12 protein-coding genes are annotated in these 19,716 nt (G+C 61.9%); 5 read left to right on the plus strand and 7 right to left on the minus strand.

The features are described 5' to 3' along the window. The first annotated feature begins 214 nt into the window (after positions 1 to 214). The gene (locus FH061_RS11120) at positions 215 to 1,237 is read left to right on the plus strand and encodes an SDR family oxidoreductase (protein WP_151635898.1); all 1,023 of its coding nucleotides are present in this window, start codon (positions 215 to 217) and stop codon (positions 1,235 to 1,237) included. A 450-nt stretch (positions 1,238 to 1,687) separates the two neighbouring features. On the opposite strand, the gene FH061_RS11125 is transcribed toward FH061_RS11120, so the two are convergent. Continuing rightward, positions 1,688 to 4,417: an ATP-binding protein gene (locus FH061_RS11125; protein WP_192805010.1), complete on the minus strand. Its 2,730-nt coding sequence runs from the start codon at positions 4,415 to 4,417 to the stop codon at positions 1,688 to 1,690. A 725-nt stretch (positions 4,418 to 5,142) separates the two neighbouring features. Between FH061_RS11125 and FH061_RS11130 the strand changes: the two genes are divergently transcribed. Beyond that, complete coding sequence (locus tag FH061_RS11130) at positions 5,143 to 6,249, plus strand: porin (protein ID WP_192805011.1); 1,107 nt, start codon at positions 5,143 to 5,145, stop codon at positions 6,247 to 6,249. A 114-nt stretch (positions 6,250 to 6,363) separates the two neighbouring features. Continuing rightward, positions 6,364 to 7,560, plus strand: a complete 1,197-nt coding sequence (locus FH061_RS11135) for an alginate lyase family protein (RefSeq protein ID WP_151635901.1) — start codon at positions 6,364 to 6,366, stop codon at positions 7,558 to 7,560. Between the two features lie 21 nt (positions 7,561 to 7,581). Here FH061_RS11135 and FH061_RS11140 read toward each other — a convergent pair whose 3' ends face one another. Further along, a complete protein-coding gene (locus tag FH061_RS11140; protein WP_151635902.1) occupies positions 7,582 to 9,768 on the minus strand; it encodes a two-component system response regulator in 2,187 nt (728 codons plus the stop codon). 1,078 nt (positions 9,769 to 10,846) lie between these two features. Then, on the minus strand, positions 10,847 to 11,383 hold the full coding sequence (locus tag FH061_RS11145) for a cupredoxin domain-containing protein (protein ID WP_151635903.1): 537 nt from the start codon (positions 11,381 to 11,383) through the stop codon (positions 10,847 to 10,849). A gap of 349 nt (positions 11,384 to 11,732) precedes the next feature. Between FH061_RS11145 and FH061_RS11150 the strand changes: the two genes are divergently transcribed. Further along, positions 11,733 to 12,149, plus strand: a complete 417-nt coding sequence (locus tag FH061_RS11150) for a secondary thiamine-phosphate synthase enzyme YjbQ (RefSeq protein WP_151635904.1) — start codon at positions 11,733 to 11,735, stop codon at positions 12,147 to 12,149. Positions 12,150 to 12,169: 20 nt separating this feature from the next. On the opposite strand, the gene FH061_RS11155 is transcribed toward FH061_RS11150, so the two are convergent. Beyond that, positions 12,170 to 12,886: a methyltransferase gene (locus FH061_RS11155; protein ID WP_151635905.1), complete on the minus strand. Its 717-nt coding sequence runs from the start codon at positions 12,884 to 12,886 to the stop codon at positions 12,170 to 12,172. Positions 12,887 to 13,146: 260 nt separating this feature from the next. Here FH061_RS11155 and FH061_RS11160 point away from each other — a divergent pair, with 260 nt between their 5' ends. Continuing rightward, the gene (locus tag FH061_RS11160; protein WP_151635906.1) at positions 13,147 to 14,298 is read left to right on the plus strand and encodes a GGDEF domain-containing protein; all 1,152 of its coding nucleotides are present in this window, start codon (positions 13,147 to 13,149) and stop codon (positions 14,296 to 14,298) included. A gap of 132 nt (positions 14,299 to 14,430) precedes the next feature. Here FH061_RS11160 and FH061_RS11165 read toward each other — a convergent pair whose 3' ends face one another. The 3 genes from FH061_RS11165 to FH061_RS11175 form a co-directional block, all read right to left on the minus strand. Beyond that, positions 14,431 to 16,308: a potassium transporter Kup gene (locus FH061_RS11165; protein WP_225984604.1), complete on the minus strand. Its 1,878-nt coding sequence runs from the start codon at positions 16,306 to 16,308 to the stop codon at positions 14,431 to 14,433. A 474-nt stretch (positions 16,309 to 16,782) separates the two neighbouring features. Continuing rightward, positions 16,783 to 17,175: a Cu(I)-responsive transcriptional regulator gene (gene cueR / locus FH061_RS11170; protein ID WP_151635908.1), complete on the minus strand. Its 393-nt coding sequence runs from the start codon at positions 17,173 to 17,175 to the stop codon at positions 16,783 to 16,785. Next, positions 17,172 to 19,703, minus strand: a complete 2,532-nt coding sequence (locus tag FH061_RS11175) for a heavy metal translocating P-type ATPase (protein ID WP_151635909.1) — start codon at positions 19,701 to 19,703, stop codon at positions 17,172 to 17,174. The genes cueR and FH061_RS11175 overlap by 4 nt, the downstream gene beginning before the upstream one ends. Positions 19,704 to 19,716 lie beyond the last annotated feature (13 nt).

Here is a 19,716-nt window from a genome sequence, read left to right on the forward strand (position 1 = left end):
TATCGATGAACTCAGTTCTGCCGGCACTCGCATCGCAGCGCATCCGGAAATGTAGAAACCGGCGCGCGATGCGTAATAAATTCATTGTCCGGAAGATGCCGCATCGCAACCGCATGCTGTCCAGGATGGAGGCTCAAGCGACACCGCAAACCATCACACGATGTCCGTCATTGGCATGCTTTTCGCGATAGCCAGTCTTTTCCGGGAGAGCGCAATGGGCATTCAATTGAAGAAATTGTCGGATCAGGTCATCGTTATTACGGGCGCAAGCAGCGGCATCGGCCTGGCAACCGCTCGCAAGGCGGCCCGCCTGCGTGCCAGGCTGGTTCTGGTGGCGCGCAATGAAAGCGCGCTGCGCATCATCAGCGATGACCTGAACATGCTGGGAGCGGAAACCATGCATGTCGCGGCCGATGTGGCCAACGAAGCCGACGTGCAGCGCGTAGCCGATGCCGCCATCGAGCGTTTCGGCGGATTCGACACCTGGCTCAATATCGCCGGCGTCGGCATCTTCGGAAAGAACGAGGAGGTTTCCACCGAAGACATGCGCAGGCTGTTCGACGTCAATTTCTGGGGTGTGGTGCACGGCTCCATGGTTGCGGCAAGGCACCTGAAGACGCGTGGCGGAGCACTCATCAACATGGGCAGCGAAACCTCCGACCGCGCCGTGCCGCTGCAGGGCATCTATTCCGCATCCAAGCATGCGGTGAAGGGATTCACCGATTCGCTGCGCACCGAGCTTGAAGAAGCCGGCGCCCCGGTATCGGTCACTCTGGTCAAGCCGGCATCGGTGGATACCATGTTCGTTTCCCATGCAAAGAATTACATGGAAGCGGAACCCCGGCTTCCGCTGCCGGTGTATGCGCCGGAGGTGGCGGCGGATGCCCTGCTGTATGCCGCCCAGCATCCGGTTCGGGACCTGTACGTCGGCAGCCGGGCGCGATTGACCGGCGCCGGCGCCCATCACATGCCGCGCATGCTGGACAAGGGCATGACACGCTTCATGATTCCCATGATGAAGACCGACCAACCGCCCCGCGACCGGAACGACAACAATCTCCATACCCACGGCACCGACTTGATGGAGCGCGGCGGCGTGGGCCACGCAGCGCGGGAAACCAGCCTGTACACCAGTGCAGTCACGCATCCGCGCACCGCAGGCGCCGTCATGATCGGCACCGGCCTTGCGCTGGCAGCGCTGCTGCAGATGCGCCGACGTCAGCGGGCGCAATACTGAAATTGCGGCCGGTCATCATCCGCCGACCGGCCGCAGGGGGCCACAATGCCTCTTCCACCATGTTCAGCGGACGTTCGGATATCGCCTTTTCCTGTGCGGATCAAACGAGCGCAGCGGCCCATCCAGTATCAACACCTTCCATACCGCGCACAGCTTCCGGGGGTTTGCGCTGTCGATACCGCTGCCGGGCAGCGAAGCTGCGGAACGGGTGTTTCCCTCGCTGGCGCGGGACGGACAGGTGCAGATGCGTTTGGCGGAGACCTCTTTTCCGCAACGCGTTGGCATGGTGACGGACAAGTTCGGCATGGCATGACCGGCATTCTCCGCAGCCCGCCAGGCCAAGCGGCTATCCATAGTCCAGATGATCGTCGGCGCATTAGCCCGCAAGTCCCGCAGCTGAAGCAACGAGGCTGAATCCGCCCCTTCTTTTCGGCGGTGCCGATACGGATGTTACTCGGTTGTCACGGCGCCGGCCGGAAGCAGGGCCAGCATGCGCCCGTAATCGAACCCGGCTGCAAGCATGGCCAGCGCATCCGCGGCACCCGGATCCACCATGCGCACCTCTCCGATCGCAAGGTCGATCGCTTCCACATCCAGGCCCGCGAGGGCCGTGCTCAACTTTTCCTGCAGCGCCGCCGGCAATGCGGCTATACGCTCGGCACCGATCGGTTCAGCGGTCTTGTCCGCCGGTGGCCGTTCATACAGGAATTGCACTCCCAGGTGCTGCTGCAGCTGAGTGAACAATGCCTGTTCCTGAAAGGGCTTGCGCAGGAAATCGTCGCACCCGGCATGCAGGATTTCGTCGCGCTCATCCTCGAAGGTACTGGCCGTCAATGCGATGATGATCGTGGACTTGCCTTTCTCCGTTGCCTTGATCCTGCGCGTTGCTTCCCGCCCGTTGAGTACCGGCATGCGCATGTCCATCCAGATCAGATGCGGACTCCACTCCTCCCATGCGGCAATGGCTTCGGCGCCATTGGCGGCTTCGCGCATGTCGAATCCGAGCGGTCCGAGCAGCCCGCACAGCAGCCGGCGCTGGTCGGGCAAATCATCAACCGCCAGAATCCGGTAACGCGGCTGGCCGGGGACGAGGCCGATGACTCTTCCGCCGCCCGCCTGCAACTGAGCGAAACGGCCAGGATGTTCGATCTCCGTTATGCGGACCTCGAAGAAAAATTCCGAGCCCTTGCCTATTTCGCTCGATATGCGCAGCTCGCCTCCCATCAGCTTCACGAAGCGGTTGCATATGACCAGGCCCAGACCGGTTCCTTCCTTGGAGCGCCGGCCCTCGCTTGCCTGCACAAAGGCATTGCCCAGGGTTTCAAGTTCGTCGGCCGCGATGCCGGGGCCGGTATCGCTGACCGTGATGGATAGGCGATGCGGGCCGCTTCGCAGGACACGCAGCGTCACGCTGCCTTCGGCCGTGAACTTGAGCGCATTGCTCATCAGATTGATCACGATCTGACGCAGCTTGACCGCATCGGCATGCACATGAAGAGGCAGATCGGGCGCGCGCTCGATGACCAGCTTCAGCTGCTTCTGACGCGCGCCCAGCAAAAACATCTGTTCCAGTTCATCGAGCAGCAGAGGCAGGTTGAACACCGTGTCGTTCAGCGTCATGCGTCCTGCCTCGATCTTCGACAGATCGAGAATCTGGTTGATCAGATGATACAAATGTTCGCCGCTGCGCAGCACCGTCTGCAGATTGCCGCGCGCCTCGTCGGACAGTCCCTCTTCCCTCGTGACCAGCCGCGAGAAGCCAAGGATCGCATTGAGCGGGGAACGCAGTTCATGGCTCATGTTGGCAAGGAATTCGCTCTTGGCGTGATTCGCCTCGGCTTCGGCGGCAACCAGACGTTTCTGATGCTCCATTTCAGTACGCGCATCCGCTGCGCGCTTGCGCATGTAAAGCATGAGTCCGCCCAGCAGCGCCGCGCTCAGCACCACGGTCAGCGTCAGCCCCAGCGTGAGCACCAGTCGCCTGCTTTCCGCTTCATGGCGCTCCGCGACCAGCCTTGCGTTTTCCGATTCGGTCAGTGCGACGTCGAAACGGACCTTGAGTTCGTCGGCCAGATGAAGATTGCGCAAGGCATTGAGCTTCGCCTCGACCTTGCGCAGAGCCTGGAGCTGTTCATAGGCGTCCTGAAAGGCGTTGAGGTCGGCATAGATTTCGGCGGCACGCGAGTAGTACAGCACGGTACTCGACGGATCATTGATGCGCGACACCGCTGCCTGCGCAACGCCCAGCGCAGCCAGGCTTTCAGAGCCCCGGCCAAGCCTTGCCAACACATCGGCGCGCAGCAGCAGCGCCTTGATGTAGTGGCGCTTGTCCGGGTGATTTTCCACCATCTGCAGCGCCACATCGCCGTGCTGGTACGCTTCGGAAAGCCGCTTTTCCACCTTGGCCACCTCGGCCAGTTCGCGTTCGGCCAGACCGGTCAGCAAATGATACTGGACGCCGCGCGCGGTGGCGGCCGCCGTCTCGAACCTGGCGCGCGCCTCCGGCAGTTTCTGCAGGAAGTATTCATTGTGTCCGCGCAGCAGATGATTTTCTGCGGCGAGGATACGGTAGGTATTGAGATCGACCAGGGACGCCGCGCGCTCCAGGTATTCCCGGATCTTTTCGGCATCCTTCTCGGAATTCCGGATCAGGGTATAGGCCGCGATATCGGTCAACGCCGCCGCCATGCCGAAGCGGTCGCCTTTGCTCTCGAACAGCGTATAGGCTCTTGATGCGGCCGCCAGCGAATCGGATGTCAGCCTGACGGCATTGGATATCTTTCCCCGTGCCAGTTGCACCCAGCCGAGGCATGTCTGCATGGAGTGCTTTTCGCCGAGGGAAGCGGCTTCATCAAACAGCTTGCCGGCCTCCTTGAGCGCGGCGTCCGCATCGAGGTTACCTTTGCTATACAGACTGAGACCGCCATACGCAAGAAACCAGCACAGCGCCTGTCTGTCGCCGTTCTCGCGTGCCAGTTCCGCCCCCTGCGACGCGTCTGCGGCAAGCGCATCGAATTCCGACAGGAACTGGTGTGCGGCGGCAAGCCCTCGCAGTGCACTTATCTGGCCGGCCGGATCCATGCGGGCCTGCGAATACCGCAGATTCTGCTCCGATTCGCGGATAAGCTTGCGGGGATTCTGTTGCGCGGCTTCGAACAGCGCCTGCGTATCCGACTTCATGAACGCCGCCGAAGACAGGGGTGTGCAAAGCAAGGATGCCACGGCCACCACAAGGCGAGCGAAAGCGGCCAGACCATACCGGAATCGGCACGTGACGTGATTCTGCCGGGCGGCATGCAGCGCGTGCGCGGCGCGGCACGCGAGCGCCTCTGCAGGTGGCGCCAGGCCCGAACCTTCCCAGCGGAGGCTTCGCACTGCCGCTAGCCCAGACATTTTCGTCCGGAGAGACAAGGCCGCTTACATGACGTCTCGCACGCTGTCGTCCTCATACCTCCCCTTTGTGTTTTTTCATTCGCCACATCGATAAAGTTCCTGTCGGGCACTTCAAATCCGCGGTTATTAAAGCTATGCTATCAAGACGAATTGCTTTAGGGAATAGCCAAGAGCGCAAACACAATTAAATAAATCGTGGAGCGTTTCACTAAATGCGGAGGCAAGGCAACGCGGCGAACGGCATCTTGACGCGCATTCAAAATACCTGTCGATCATAGACCGACACCGTTATTCATTTAATAATTTATTTATTAATAATTTATTGTTAATAAATAAATTATTAAATGATTGCAGACCGTCGCATCATCCGCGACACGAATTTTTCCCGGAGCCTGTTAGCCAGCCGGAGCCTGTTAGCCAGCCGGAGCCTGCCGCCTGGGCTGGATACGCGCCGTGCGGCGGTTGTCAGACGGACTTTTATTGAAGTCAACCCACTGCAGGGAGGCGGAGCGATGACACGAAAAATCTGCATGGCTGCCACCATGGTGCTGGCCATGACCGAGTGCCATGCGCAGACGGAAGTCAATGCATATGGGCTGGCTTCCGCGGTGCTCGAGTCGGTACGTTCGTCTACCGTTTCCCGTACGGCGCGCTTCGTATCGAACAGTTCCTTGCTTGGCTTCCAGGGCACGGAGGATCTGGGCAGCGGCAACAAGGCGTTTTTCCAGATCGAAGGCGGATTCGATGTCGATAACGGCTCGGGGCGCATCAACAACCGGGATTCCTATGTGGGCCTGCAAGGCGATTTCGGGAGAGTGAAACTGGGCTTCATGACATCGCCGATGCGAGGCATGGGCAGCCGCATGAATTTCGTGCCGGGCAGCACATCGATTGCGAACAATATCGGCATCATGGCCACCATGAACGGACAGGCCACCGGTCTGAACAGCCGCATGCAGAACAGCATTCGCTATGACACACCGAGCATGAACGGCCTGGCCGGCGCACTGATCTGGGCTCCCGGCGAAAACAGGCCGGAGGGGCAGAACAATTACGCCTACGGTGCCGGACTCAGCTATGTCAACGGCCCGCTCTATGCGGGCTATGCTTATGAGTCGCGCAATGCGCAGCGCGTGCTGGCTCGCGGCGAATCCGAGGATTTCGGACATCGCGTCGCCGCGCGCTATACGCTGGGCACGACGACATTCGGTGTCGCATGGGACAGGATGGAATCGCGCGGCGAATTCGGCACGGGCGCAGCGGCGGGTGCGGGAAGCATCGCCCGCAAGTCATGGTCGGTGTCGGCCAAGCACACCGCGGGCGTCCACGATTTCATCATCCACTATGCCACCGCCGGCGATATGCGCTGCAACGGAGCGGCCACCGCAGAACAGTGCGCTGCCGCCAACAGTCCGTTCACGGGCGCTCGCCAGCTGTCGCTGCTGTATCAGTACATCCTGAGCAAGCGCACAATGCTGCAGGCCTACTACAGCCGCATCAACAACGAGGCGGCGGCACGCTACGACTTCGACGGCGATCCCGTTGTCTCCTCCCGTGCGGCGCGCGTTCCCGGATCGGATACCCGCGGCGGGGGCTTTGGCATCCGTCATGAGTTCTAAGCGCGTCTGTCAAAACGACAAGGGCAAGGCGCGCCGACGAAACCAGTACAGAGGGACGGCAACGAGGTGCAACGTGGCAAGCGGCATTTTGATAAACGCTCCAAGTCGAGGTCAATGATGGAAAACCGCCAGAGGCATGGTCCTTCGCTTCCCTTGCGGCGCGCGCTGCTATGCGCGCTGGGCAGCTTGCCGCTGGGCTGCGGCATGCTGCCCGGCGCGCACACCTCCGCAAACAGCTATGCGCTGACGTCGTCCGAGCGTGCCGGGCAGCTTGCGCGGCTGGTTCCGGCCGACGTGGCTGCGCCGGCTGTCGAGGCGGCACGCCTGACGCTGGACCGTGAAGCGCGGCCGATACCGCTGGTGCGTACGGCAGGTCTGCTTCCCGGCGAGGGCTTGCGCACGGTCAGCATCTGGGCGCAGAACGACTGGCGCGAAATACGCATGCAGGCACTTGCCTATCGCCTGACGGGAGAGGCGGCGCATGCGGAGCGCGCAATCGCCAATCTGAACGCGTGGATGGCTTCCTATTCTCCCTCGTTCAATCCGATCGATGAAACCCAGTTGCCGAGCCTGCTGTTCGGCTTCGACCTGTTGCAGGAGCTGCTGCCGGCTGCCATGGTCGAGCGCGTGCGCGAGTTTTCGGCGAGGCTGGCCATCGGCTATCTGGCCGACAAGGTGCTCGTCGGCGACCACAACACGGAAAGCAACAACTGGCACAGCCATCGCATCAAGATCGCCGCCGCGGGCGCATTCGCCAGCGGCGATTCCGCGCTTGTCGCGAAGACCAGGAGCGCCTTCATGCGGCATGTGCTGCGCAATATCCGTCCGGATGGCGGCACACTTGATTTCGAAGAACGCGATGCGCTGCATTACGTGGTCTATACACTGGAGCCGATGCTCATGGCAGCGTCGATGGCCGCGGCCCATGGCGAGGACTGGTACGGCGCTCCGGAAACGCAGGGCAGGATCGCGCTTGCGCTCGAATGGCTCAAGCCGTATGCGCTCGGCGAGCGCACCCATGAAGAATTCGTACGCAGCACCGTAGCTTTCGACCGCAAGCGGGCGCAGGCGGGCGTCAAGGATTTCAGCGGTCCGTTCGACCGATACAAGGCCGTCAACGTGTACTGGATTGCGGCGCGCCTCGATTCCCGCTTCGAGCCGGTCTGCGATGCGCTTGCGCCGCCGCGGCTCTGGCGGGAGAGGCACGACGAATGGAAACAGACCCGTCTCGGCACGACCCCCGGCCATCCGTGGTCATGGGTACGCGCATTGTTTTCGCAGACCTATCATGCCCGGGGCGCAGCCGCATAATCCGGCCGCACGCAGCGGCGTTCATCCGACCTGACAGGCGGCATCCTGCAGCCGCAGCATCGCAGCAAAGTCTTCCGCCGGCACCGGCTTGCTGTAGTAGAAGCCCTGCGCCGCATCACAGCCCTGCTCCTTCAGGAAGGCGGCCTGGTGCGCATGCTCGACGTCCTCGGCCACCACCTTCAGGCGCAGGCTGCGCGCCATCGCGATAATGGCGGAGACGATTTCCGCATCATTATGGTTTTCACCGACGCCATTGACGAATGAGCGGTCGATCTTCAAGACGCTGACCGGGAAGCGCCGCAGGTATGCCAGACTGGAATAGCCGACGCCGAAATCGTCCACCGACAGCTGTACGCCCATTGCCTTGAGCTGGGCCAGCGTTTGCAGATTCTCTTCCCCGGGCTGCATCAGCATGCTCTCGGTAATCTCCAGTTCAAGCACTGCCGGCGGCAAGCCTGTTTCCTTCAGAATACCGGCGACAACATCCTGGAATCCGGCTTGATAGAACTGGCGCGCCGACAGATTGACCGACACCTGAAGTTCAGGAAATTCAGTGTCATGCCAGCGTTTCAATTGCTGACAGGCGGTCCGCAGCGCCCATTCGCCGATGGGAAGGATCAATCCGCTTTCCTCGGCAATATCGACGAATTCTCCGCAGGAGACGATCGCGCCATCCGATTTGCTCCACCGCAGCAAGGCCTCGGCGGCAAAAATGCGGCCGGTGTTCAGGTCGACCTTGGGCTGGTAGTACAGAAGAAATTCCTTGCGCGCCAATGCCTGGCGCAGCCCGCTTTCGAGCGCCAGCCTTTTCTCGGCCGCGATCCTGAGCGATGCCGTATAAAACCGGTAGGTATTCCTTCCCTTTTCCTTGGCGCTGTACATCGCGGTATCGGCCGCGCGCAGCAATGCGTCGACATCATTCCCGTCGTCCGGGTACACGCTGATGCCGATACTGCCGCCGGAATGCAGTTCATGGCCATCGATCAGATAGGGCACTCGCAGCTGGTCCAGTACCAGTCTTGCGGCAGCCGCGGCCTTCTGAACATCATGCAACCCGGGCAGGAGCAGGACGAATTCGTCTCCGCCGAGGCGTGCAAGCCTGCCTGTCGTTCCGAAGCCTGCTTCCAGCCGCATACCGGCTTCCCTGAGCAGGGCATCGCCGGTCTGATGGCCGAGAGAGTCGTTGATATTCTTGAAGTAGTCGAGGTCGATGACGAGCAGCGCCACCTTGCCGCCGTCGCGGCGCGCCCGTTCGATCGCCTGCTCGGCCTGTTCGCGCAGCAGCGCCCGATTGGGCAGCCCCGTCAGCGCATCATAATGCGCGATGAAGTGAAGCTGCTCTTCGGCCGTCTTCTTCTGCGTGATATCAACCATCACGCCGCGCATCTTTACCGGCAAGCCGTTTTCCACGATGACCTTGACGATATTCCTGAGCCACACCGTGCGCCCGCCGGCATCCACCATCTTGTATTCGAGATCGTGGTTGAGTCCCTGCCCGGCTTCGCTCCTGTAGTAGCCGAGCACCCTTTCCCTGTCGTCGGGATGCAGGCGCTCGATCCAGAAACTGTCCGACTGCAGCCAGACGCTCTGCGGAAACCCGAGCATGGATTCAACCTGCTGGCTGACGTAGGTCAGCCGGAATGACGGCAGCTCAAGTTCCCAGAAGATGCCGTCGATGGAATCCACCAGCGACTTGTAATCCTGCCTGGTATTGGAGAGGGCCTTTTCGGTGCGTATGCGTTCCGCGATCTCGCGGGACAGGGCGGCATTGATGGCGGACAGCTCGGCAGTCCGTTCGGTGACCCGCTGCTCAAGCCGCTTTTGCAGGTCGCGCAGCGACAGATGGGTCTTGATGCGCGCCAGCACTTCCTCCTGCTGGAAAGGCTTGACCACGTAGTCGACCGCGCCGCAGGAAAACGCCTTGACCTTGTCGAGCACATGGTCCGCCGCACTGACGAAGATGACCGGTATGTCATGCGTGCGCGGGTCGGTGCGCAAGCGACGGCAGACTTCATAACCGTCCATGTCCGGCATCATCGCATCCATCAGGATCACGTCGGGCAATGTGGTCTGGAGAAAGCGCAGCGCCATGCTGCCGCTGTTGGCCGGATAAGAGGTGTATCCGCCTTCCTTCAGCATGTGCTGGAGCAAGCGAAGATTATCCGCAACATCGTCAACAATCAGTATCTTGCCGCCTGATACACCCATCCCCCGCCTCCCGGTAGATTCATGCAAACATTCGCTTGCAGGACGATGACTTGCGCTATGCCGAAGCCGGCACAGGAATTGAATATTTCTGTTTGCTTGTACCTTAAATCAATTTAATTACTTTGTCAGCTTGAGTTTGCCGCAGGCCGCGCAGCCCCGGCCTCGCAGATTGCAAAATTCGCAATCCACCGGGAGGGAATTACAGGAAGGGGCGCACTGGATTGTGCTTGAGAGAGGATTGCAGGTAAGTGCAGGGAAGAATCGGCGTGCCCTGTGATGCAGGGCACGGCGGGAGGAGCGCCGTGCGGCAGGCCACACCGGCGAAGAGCGATGGCGCGAAAGCCGGTCGCTCCGGGCTGCAAAAGAACTTGCGTGATTCGGCGAAGCGTAGCTTCGCTATAGGCGGCCTCACCGTTTCACGCAGGTCCGAAGTTTCATACACACGCTCATCTATGGCTTGAGCATGCAACCATGTCTATCGACTCTTCACACTTCATCCTGAATCAACCCATGAGGCAGTTCCTCGAGAATCGGCGGGCACTCGGGCCAGAGTTCAAGTATTTCCCAATCATTTCCATCATTAAACATAAAACCTCCAAAAAAGATTACCAGGACTCTTTAGCAGATTTCATGCCGCATCGCACAATGAAATAATGTTTGTTGAAACAACGTCCTTGGTGAATATATGGCGGGAATATGCTGCAATCGCAAATAACATTTTCAGGTGCCAAAACAGCGGCAATCGGGAATGTAAATGCTACCGGTAATAAATCCCCGTTGGCCATATGCCGCATGTGCGACAGATGCATGCGCCGCGGCAATGCGGAAAGATTGCCATTGCATAAGCAGGCCATGCGTCATGTTTTAAATCGCTGCCGGAGTTTCGATACCGGTTGCGATAAGAAGTCCAGCAAGCCAGGAATTTAGGAGTCTCGATGTTCGCTGTTCCAGAGGCAGTTGCGGGGCCGGTTGGAAATTCGCTGAAGGCGGATAAAGCGAGATCATGCCGCATGCAAGCGGGGAAAATGAACGAGGACTGCAATGAACGTTGGACTTGCCGGAGAGCGCTCGTTCAGGATCATCCTTTGGTTACCGTGATTTTCCCGATCATGCCTGCTTCGAAGTGGCCCGGAACCAGGCATGCATAGTAAAACTCGCCCGCCCTGGTGAACTGCCACACCATGCTCTCCTTCTTTCCGGGGCCGACATGCGACATGTAAGGTGCATCATGCTGCATGCCGGAATGCTTCTTCATCATGTCGCCATGCGCCTTCAGTTCGGCGAGGGTGCCAATGACCATTTCATGCATCAGCTTGCCCTTGTTCGTCACGGCGAATCTGACGGTTTCGTTTTCCCGGACCACGACTTCTGCCGGACCGAAGCGCATGTTGTCATTCATGTCGATGGCAATGGTTCTCACCGCCTTTTTCGGATCGCCCTGTCTTCCGAACGCATGTTCCGCCGTCGAGCCCGTCGATGCACTCGCGGCAGGGCCGTGCTCCTTGTGAGATTCGCCGGTGTGGGCATAGGCTACAGGCACGCCAGATGCGGCAAGTGCGACAGCCAGCGACACCGCGATTGCGGACCATGTTTTCCTCGTTGCTTGCCTGTTCATTCATTTCTCCTGGTAGGTTCGCCTGGATATTTTTCTGCATGGCTCGGTTTCCATGGCGCCTGACATGGCCGAATGCAAGTACTCGACGAGTCAGGACCTGCTCACAGTCGTTCGCGAGATACGTTCGCACCATATGAAGTGTGAACTGGCCATAGGCAAAGGGCGAGCATGGAAATGAGCGTCGAGAACCAGGCTTCGACAAAGTATGGACCTTCCCATCGCGGGAAGGTCAAGCGACAAATCGCGACGGAAGGGGGTGGCGGAGATTTCATGGGCCAACGCGTTCTTGCATCGCACGCACTTATCCGGGAACATCGTCTACCGTGAAAAGCGTGCAAGGATGCAAAACATGACCCATCAATCCATTCTCGAGTTTTCGGTTTCCGGACGCGGCACCCGCGATATCACCAGTGCCGTCGCCAAGGTGGTCAACGACGCGGGCGTCCAGTGCGGACTCGCCCATGTCTTCGTGCAGCACACCAGCTGCTCGCTGACGATTACCGAAAATGCCGACCCGGATGTGCGGCGCGACCTCGAGACCGTTATCGCGCGCATTGCGCCCGACGGCGATCCGTCTTACCGGCACGATCTCGAAGGGCCGGACGACATGGCGGCGCATGCGCGCAGTGTGCTGACCGATACCAGCCTTACCATTCCGGTGGGGTCCGGCAGCCTGCTGCTCGGGACCTGGCAAGGTATCTATCTATGGGAGCATCGTACCGGGCCTCAGCGGCGCCGTGTCGTGGTGACGGTGCTTGGCGCCTGAGTGCCGCCGCAGGGCCTGACCTATGCCGGGGTCGCGCAAATCACCCAGCGCGACACCTCCGACTGCCCGTCGTGTGCGGAGGCGATGATGTGGTAGCGGTATTTGCTCAGGCCGCCCAGCAAGGCACCCCGGTTCATCAGGTTTGACGCCGTGAAAAATAATTTTCCCTGCGCGGCAAGATGATGATGGGCTTCGTCGAGAAACCGCGAAAGCAGACGCCCGTCGGGATCGCAGAGCGCGACTTCCGCCGTGTGCTCCACCCGCTTGTCCAGCAGCGGCGGATTGAAGATGATGGCATCGAAGCGTCGTCCGCGCAGTTCCCGGAAGAGATCGCTTTGCATCACTTCCGCCGCCAGCCCCAGGCGTCTCAGGTTTTCCGAAGTGCTGGCCACCGCCGCCGGAGAGATGTCGGCAAGCACCAGCTTCATGCCGGGCTGATGAAGCGACAAGCCGACAAATCCGCTGCCGCAGCCCAGGTCCAGCACTGCTCCCTCAATGCCGGGTTTGAGAGCGCAAAGCGCGTCGACAAGGAAGCGTGAAGACAGGCCAATGCCCGGATGGTACACATTGGCCGGCACGCATAACTCCGTGCCGTTGAGCGATACGCCGGGCTGGGGCTGCGCCAGATGGGCAACATGCCTAGCGTGGCTTGCCCATGTCTTGTGGCCTGGCATGACCCAGGTTTCGGGAAATTCCGCACCGGCGGTGCGGATTATGGCTGCGGGTTGACTGGACATGCGTCTGCGATGATTGAAAGGTTCTCGATGAGTGGGTGGCCAGCCTCCTCCGGTTCCTTGACGTTTTGGCATCACCAACGCCCTGCGGCCTCTTCCCGCCTTCCAGTCTTCCCGTTGGCACATGTCGCCATATCTGGCCTGCGGTACGGGCAGCAGCGGCGAAGAACGCAGTAAAAACGACGAGCCCCCATGAATATGGGATTCGGCGACCCTGCTTGTCGCTTAATATCTTTCCATTAAGAAATCCTCCCAGTCTTCAGATGCTTGATACAAAAGCAGCCTTTCTGATCGCCGCGCTGCTCTGCTTCGTGATGTTCCTGGTCGTCTATTCGGTCAATGAAAGCCGGGTCGGCGGCGTGCGCGAACTGCTGCTCGGCAACGTCTTTGGCATGGCGGCCTATATCCTGTATGCGTTCGGCAAGGAACTGCCGCCGCTGTTCGCTTATGAAGTGGCCAATGCCGCCTATGTTTCAGCCAGCGCGGCCACCCTGGCCGGCTACCGGCGCCTGACCCGGCGCACCATTCGCCCGCCCCTGATATTCGGCCTGGTGCTTGCGGTGACGCTCGCCATCGCGCTGTTCCATTACGTCGTCGATTCCTTTGCCTTGCGCACTCTCGTCGTCTCGGTCTCGCAGGCCGGCATAGCCATGGCGATCGGCTTGACCGTCGCCTCGACATGGCGCACCTGGCCATCCTCGCGCTACCCGCTGCTGTTCGTCATCTGCATGTGCCTGATCATCGCGGCGGGTCATCTTTTCCGCATGGCCGCGCAACTCCTCGACGGCAATGCCCCGGCTTCGCTGCTGGAACCGGCCGGCTGGAATGTGGTGATATTGTCGGCGGGCGCCTTCATGCTGCCGGTACTGACGCTCGGCGGCTTGCTGCTGGCCCACTGCACCATCGTTGCCGTGGCTGAAGACGCGGCAAACCATGATTTCCTGACCGACGCCTGGTCGCGCCGCGCCTTCTTCGACATCGGGCGCCGCGAGCTCGACAGGTCGAAGCGCTCCGGTCAATCGCTGGCCCTGCTGCTGATCGACCTCGACAATTTCAAGGCGCTCAACGACGCCTGCGGACATGCCGCGGGAGACGCCACCCTGCTGCGCTTCGTCAGCGCTTCCACCGGCACGCTCCGCTCCATCGATTACCTTGCGCGCCTGGGCGGCGACGAATTCGCCGTGCTGCTTCCGGAAACGACGCTCGAGGGCGCATTCTCGGCGGCGAACCGGCTGCTGACGCAGAATCTGTCATCCGAGCAGCTGAACGCGCCGACGCCGGTCACGCTTAGCATCGGACTGGCGATCTCGCGCGGGGACGATAGCCTGCAGACCCTGCTGCAACGGGCGGACAAGGCCTTGTATGAGGCGAAGGCGAAAGGCAGAAATTGCCTGGTGGCCGAGGCGATGGCTTAGAGCGGATTGCAGGTCAGTGCAGGGTCGCGTTCGAACCGGAAAGGATGCAGTGCAAGGCGCGCTGCGCGCTTCTGGTCGAACCCTTCGGGCAAACCCGGGCACCCTACGCTGACCTGCAACCCGCTCCCAACCTCAAATCTCTACCTGGGTTCCCAGCTCGATCACGCGATTGGGCGGGATCTTGAAGAAGTCGGCGGCGTCGCGGGCATTGCGCGCCATGGCCACATACAGCGATTCGCGCCATAGCGCCATGCCGCCGTTGACGGTGGCGAGAATCGTATGCCGCGCGATGAAGAAGGAAGTCTCCATCGGTTCGATCTCCAGGCCGGCCTCGGCGCACAGATGCAGGGCGTGGGGAATGTCGCGCTCATCCTTGAATCCGTAATACACATTGGCCTGGTAGCACTCATGGCCGAGCGGCACGATGCGAATGCGTTCCTGCTCGGGCACCCGCGGTATGTCGGTGGCATGCACGGTCAGGAAAATCACCCGTTCATGCAGCACCTTGTTGTGCAGCAGGTTGTGCAGCAGGGCATGCGGCACGCCGTCCCCCTCCATGCGGAAATAGATGGCGGTGCCGTCGACGCGGTGCGGCGGCGCGATGAACAGCGAGGTCAGGAAATCGTCGAGCGGTATCAGGTGCCGCCGGATATTGTCGAACACCAGTTCGCGGCCTTTCTTCCAGGTCAGCATCAGCGTCACCATGAATGCGCTGATGGCGAGCGGGAACCAGCCGCCGCTGACGATCTTCAGGCTGGTCGAGGAGAACAGGCTGATGTCGATGGCAAGGAAGAAGGCGGTGGAAGCGAGAATCACGGGCAGCGGGAATTTCCAGCCATGCCGCACCACGAAAAAGGTCAGCAGCGTGGTGATCAGCATGGTGGCGGTGGCCGCGATGCCGTAGGCGGATGCCAGGTTGGACGAGGAACCGAAGCCGACCACCGCCAGCACCACCGCGGTCAGCTGCAGCCAGTTGACCACCGGGATATAGATCTGGCCGATCTCGCTTTCCGAGGTATAGACGATGCGCATGCGCGGCAGGAAGCCGAGCGCAATCGCCTGCTGGGTGACGGAGAAGGCGCCCGAGATGGTGGCCTGCGAAGCAATGACGGTGGCCATGGTCGACAGCACCACCAGCGGATAGATGCTCCACGGCCCGAGCTGCTGGAAAAACGGATTCGACGCCGCGCCGGGATTGGACAGCAGCAGCGCGCCCTGCCCCAGGTAGTTCAGCGCCAGCGCAGGAAAGACCACGGAAAACCAGGCCAGCCGGACCGGCTTGCGGCCGAAGTGGCCCATGTCCGCATACAGGGCTTCGGCGCCGGTCAGCGCGAGCACGATCGCACCCAGCGCGACAAAGGCGAACCAGCCGTTGGCGGCCATGAAACGAAACGCATGCAGCGGATTGAAGGCTGCGAGGATGGCCGGATTGCGGACAATGTTGATCACGCCCATGGTGGCGAGCGTAAGAAACCAGATCAGCACGATCGGGCCGAACCAGCGGCCGATGCCGGCGGTTCCCCTGCTCTGCAGCGCGTACAGGCCGACCAGCACGGCAAGCGTCAGCGGAATCACATAGGGCTTGAGCGCAGGCGTCGCGACCTCCAACCCTTCAATGGCCGACAGCACGGAGATCGCCGGCGTGATGACGCCGTCGCCGAAGAACAGGCCGGCGCCGATCATGCCGAGCAGCATCACCGGATAATGCACGCGCGAACGCTGCGTCACGGACGACAGCGCCAGCGCGGTCAGCGCCATGATTCCGCCTTCGCCGCGGTTGTCGGCGCGCAGCACCAGGGTGACGTATTTGAGGGAAATGACGATGATCAGGCCCCACAGGATGAGCGACACCACGCCGAGGATATTCGCCTGATTCAATGCGATGCCGTGATGCTCGTCGAACACCTCTTTCATGGTGTAGAGGGGACTGGTGCCGATATCGCCATAGACGATGCCGATGGCGGCAAGGGTTAATGCGGCAAGGCTGGTCTTGGGGGAGGCTGTCGTCAAGAAATCCTCATTCTTGTTTGGGTTCGTAAGCCGGCACACCGCCAGCGAAAGCATGCCGATACTAACGGACTCCGCTGGAACCCGGAAGGCATTAAAAGCTGCCCTATCTTAAAGGCTTGCGCCACAGTCCTGTTTGCGGCGATCAAATGTTGAGCCATTCTTCTGGTCCGGGCCGGGCCGGCGGCAGTTGTATCACAATGCGGCAACGATCCAGGGCAGCGCCCGGACTTGCCTTTGCACAACGTCGGCTGATCGGATGGATGACATGTTGCCTGTTGCCGGGTCATCGCACATGGAGCTTCAGGAAAACATGCGCGCCGGCAATGGAGACGCGCGCCGCCGCTTCGGCGCGGGGCGCGGGATGGTGGCAGCGGTGAGATGGTGCAGGTAGTGCAGGCCTCCGTGCCTGCACCGGCGCCGGTCGTGCGAACATCGTGCGGCCATGCATGCCTGCGCCATCGGACAGCAACGGTCTCAGGACCGCCTGGCCAGGTCATCGATGATCGGGCAATCCGGCCGGTTGTCGCCATGGCAGCAATCGGCCAGATGGTGCAACTGGTCGCGGATCGTCTGCAGCTTTTCGATATCGCGGTCCAGTTCCTCGATGTACTGCCGCGCCAGCTTCTTGACATCGGCGCTCCTGCGGGTGCGGTCGCCCCACAGTTCCAGCAGCGTCCTGATCCTCTCGATGGAAAAGCCGAGCTCGCGCGAGCGCTTGATGAAGCGCAGCGTCTGGACTTCATTCGAACCGTACTGGCGGTAGCCGGAATCGGTGCGCGCCGCCTGGCCGATCAGTCCCACGCTCTCGTAGTAGCGAATCATCTTTGCCGTCACGCCCGAGGCGTTCGCCGCTTCTCCGATATTCATGCCGCACTCCTTTCCATCGTGTTCGAAACGCCGGTATTCAAGACGGCAGGCTTCCAGCGCTTGAGCAGCAAGGCATTGCTGACCACGCTGACCGAACTCAGCGCCATCGCGGCGCCGGCGATTACCGGATCGAGCAGACCGAATGCCGCCAGCGGTATGCCCACCAGGTTGTAGATGAAGGCCCAGAACAGGTTCTGCCGGATCTTGCGGTAAGTGCGCCGGGAAATCGCGATGGCGTCGGCCACCAGCGCCGGGTCTCCCCGCATCAGCGTGATGCCCGCCGTGTGCATGGCTACATCGGTGCCGGTCGACATGGCGATGCCGACATCGGCCGCGGCCAGCGCCGGCGCATCGTTGATGCCGTCGCCCACCATGGCCACCTTGTGGCCGCCCTGCTTCAGGCCGGCCACCACGCCGGCCTTGTCCGCCGGCAGCACTTCGGCCCGGAAGTCCTTGATGCCGACGGCCTCGGCCGCCGCCGCGGCGCTGCCGGCATTGTCCCCGGTCAGCATCACCGCGCGTATTCCCTGCCGCTCCAGGCTTGCCACCGCTTCCCGCGCCGTCGCCTTGAGCGCATCGCCGAAGGCCAGCAGGCCGGCCAGATGCAGTTCGCCGCCCTTGCCGAACGCAAGCCAGGACACCGTGCGCCCGGCCTGCTCATGGCGCCGCGCCGCGCCTTCCAGCGCTGCAAGCTGCGGTTGCGGCAGTTGCAGTTCCTGCATCAGGCGGCGGTTGCCCAGGTAGACGGTGACGCCTCCGGTAGTGGCATCCACAGCGGCATCGACATCGGCCTGCACGCCGCGTCCCGCCAATGCCCTGGCGTTGGTCGCCGCCGGCGCGGCGATCCCGCGCGCGCGGGCCGCGGCTTCCACCGCCCGGGCCAGCGGATGATCGCTGTACTGCTGCACCGCGAAGGCCAGTGCGAGCAGATGATCGCGTTCCGCCGCGTCGCCGGCCGGCGTTTCGATGCCGACCACCGCGGGCCTGCCCTCGGTCAGCGTGCCGGTCTTGTCGAAGGCGACCGTCGTGACGGCATGCGCGGTTTCCAGCGCCTCCGCGTCCTTGATCAGGATGCCGTATCTCGCCGCCACGCCGGTGCCGGCCATGATGGAGGTCGGCGTCGCCAGCCCGAGCGCGCAAGGGCAGGCAATGACCTGCACCGCCACGGCATTGAGCAGCGCCTGTTCCCAGTCGCCGGTCAGCAAGCCCCAGGCAAGCAGGGTGACCGCGGAAATCAGCAGCACCACCGGCACGAACACCGCGCTGACCTTGTCGACCAGGCGCTGTATCGGCGCCTTGACCGCCTGCGCATCCTCGACCAGCTTGATGATCTGCGACAGCATGGTGGCGCCGCCGACGGCGGTGGCTTCGATGATCAGCAAGCCATCGGTATTGACCGCGCCGCCGGTGACCTTGTCGCCGACGGTCTTGCCCACGGGCAGGCTTTCACCGGTCAGCAGGGATTCGTCGAGATGGCTGCTGCCTTCCAGCACCCGGCCGTCGACCGGCACCCGGCTGCCGGGACGCACCACCAGCGTGTCGCCGACGCGCACGGACGAGATCGGCACCGGCTTTTCCACGGCGCCGCTGCGCAGGATGGCTTCGGTGGGACGCAGGCTTTCCAGCGCATGCAGCGCGGCCACCGTCTGGCGCTTGGCGCGCATTTCCAGCCATTTGCCCAGCAGCACCAGCGTGATCACGACCGCCGAGGATTCGAAATACAGGTGCGGAGTTCCACCATGTCCGCCATGCCCGCCATCTCCGCCCTGCGCCAGCAGCAGATAGACCGACAGGCCATAGGCGGCGCTGGTGCCGATGGCCACCAGCAGGTCCATGTTGCCGGAGCGGGCCAGCAGGGCCTTCCATCCGGCGCGGTAAAAGCGCGCGCCCAGCCAGAACTGTACCGGCGTGGCCAGTGCCAGCTGCCACCAGCCGGGCAGCATCCAGTCGCGCCCCGCCAGCATGCCGAACATCGGCGCGATCAGCGGCAGGCTGAGCAGCGCCGAAACGGCGACCGGCCACCAGGCCGGCAGCGGCGCCGCGCCCTTCCCCGGATGCGATGCCTGCGATCCCGCTTCCGGATTGTCCGGCACGGCTTCATAACCGGCCTTGCCGATGGCCGCGATGAGTGCATCGGCGGAAACGCCGACGGCGCTGACCTGGGCCTTTTCCGTGGCGAGATTGACTGACGCCCCGGTGACGCCGGGCACCTTCTTCAAGGCTTTCTCGACCCGCATCACGCAGGAGGCGCAGGTCATCCCGGAAATGGACAGGCTCACGCTCTGCGCCGGCACTTCGTAGCCGGCCTTGTTCACCGCCTGCGCCAGGCTTTCCACGCCCACCTCGCGGCCGGCCTTGACCGTCGCCGTTTCGGTGGCCAGATTGACCGAAGCCTGGCGCACGCCGGGAACCGCCTTGAGCGCCTTTTCCACCCGGGCAACACAGGAAGCGCAAGTCATGCCGTCTACCCGGAAGGACAGGTCCGCGGTGTCGGCGGTAGCAGTTTGTTGAGTCAGGCTGGTATTCATGATCCTCTCCACG

It is taken from the genome of Noviherbaspirillum aerium (assembly GCF_008929045.1).
Taxonomy (GTDB): Bacteria; Pseudomonadota; Gammaproteobacteria; order Burkholderiales; family Burkholderiaceae_D; genus Noviherbaspirillum; species Noviherbaspirillum aerium.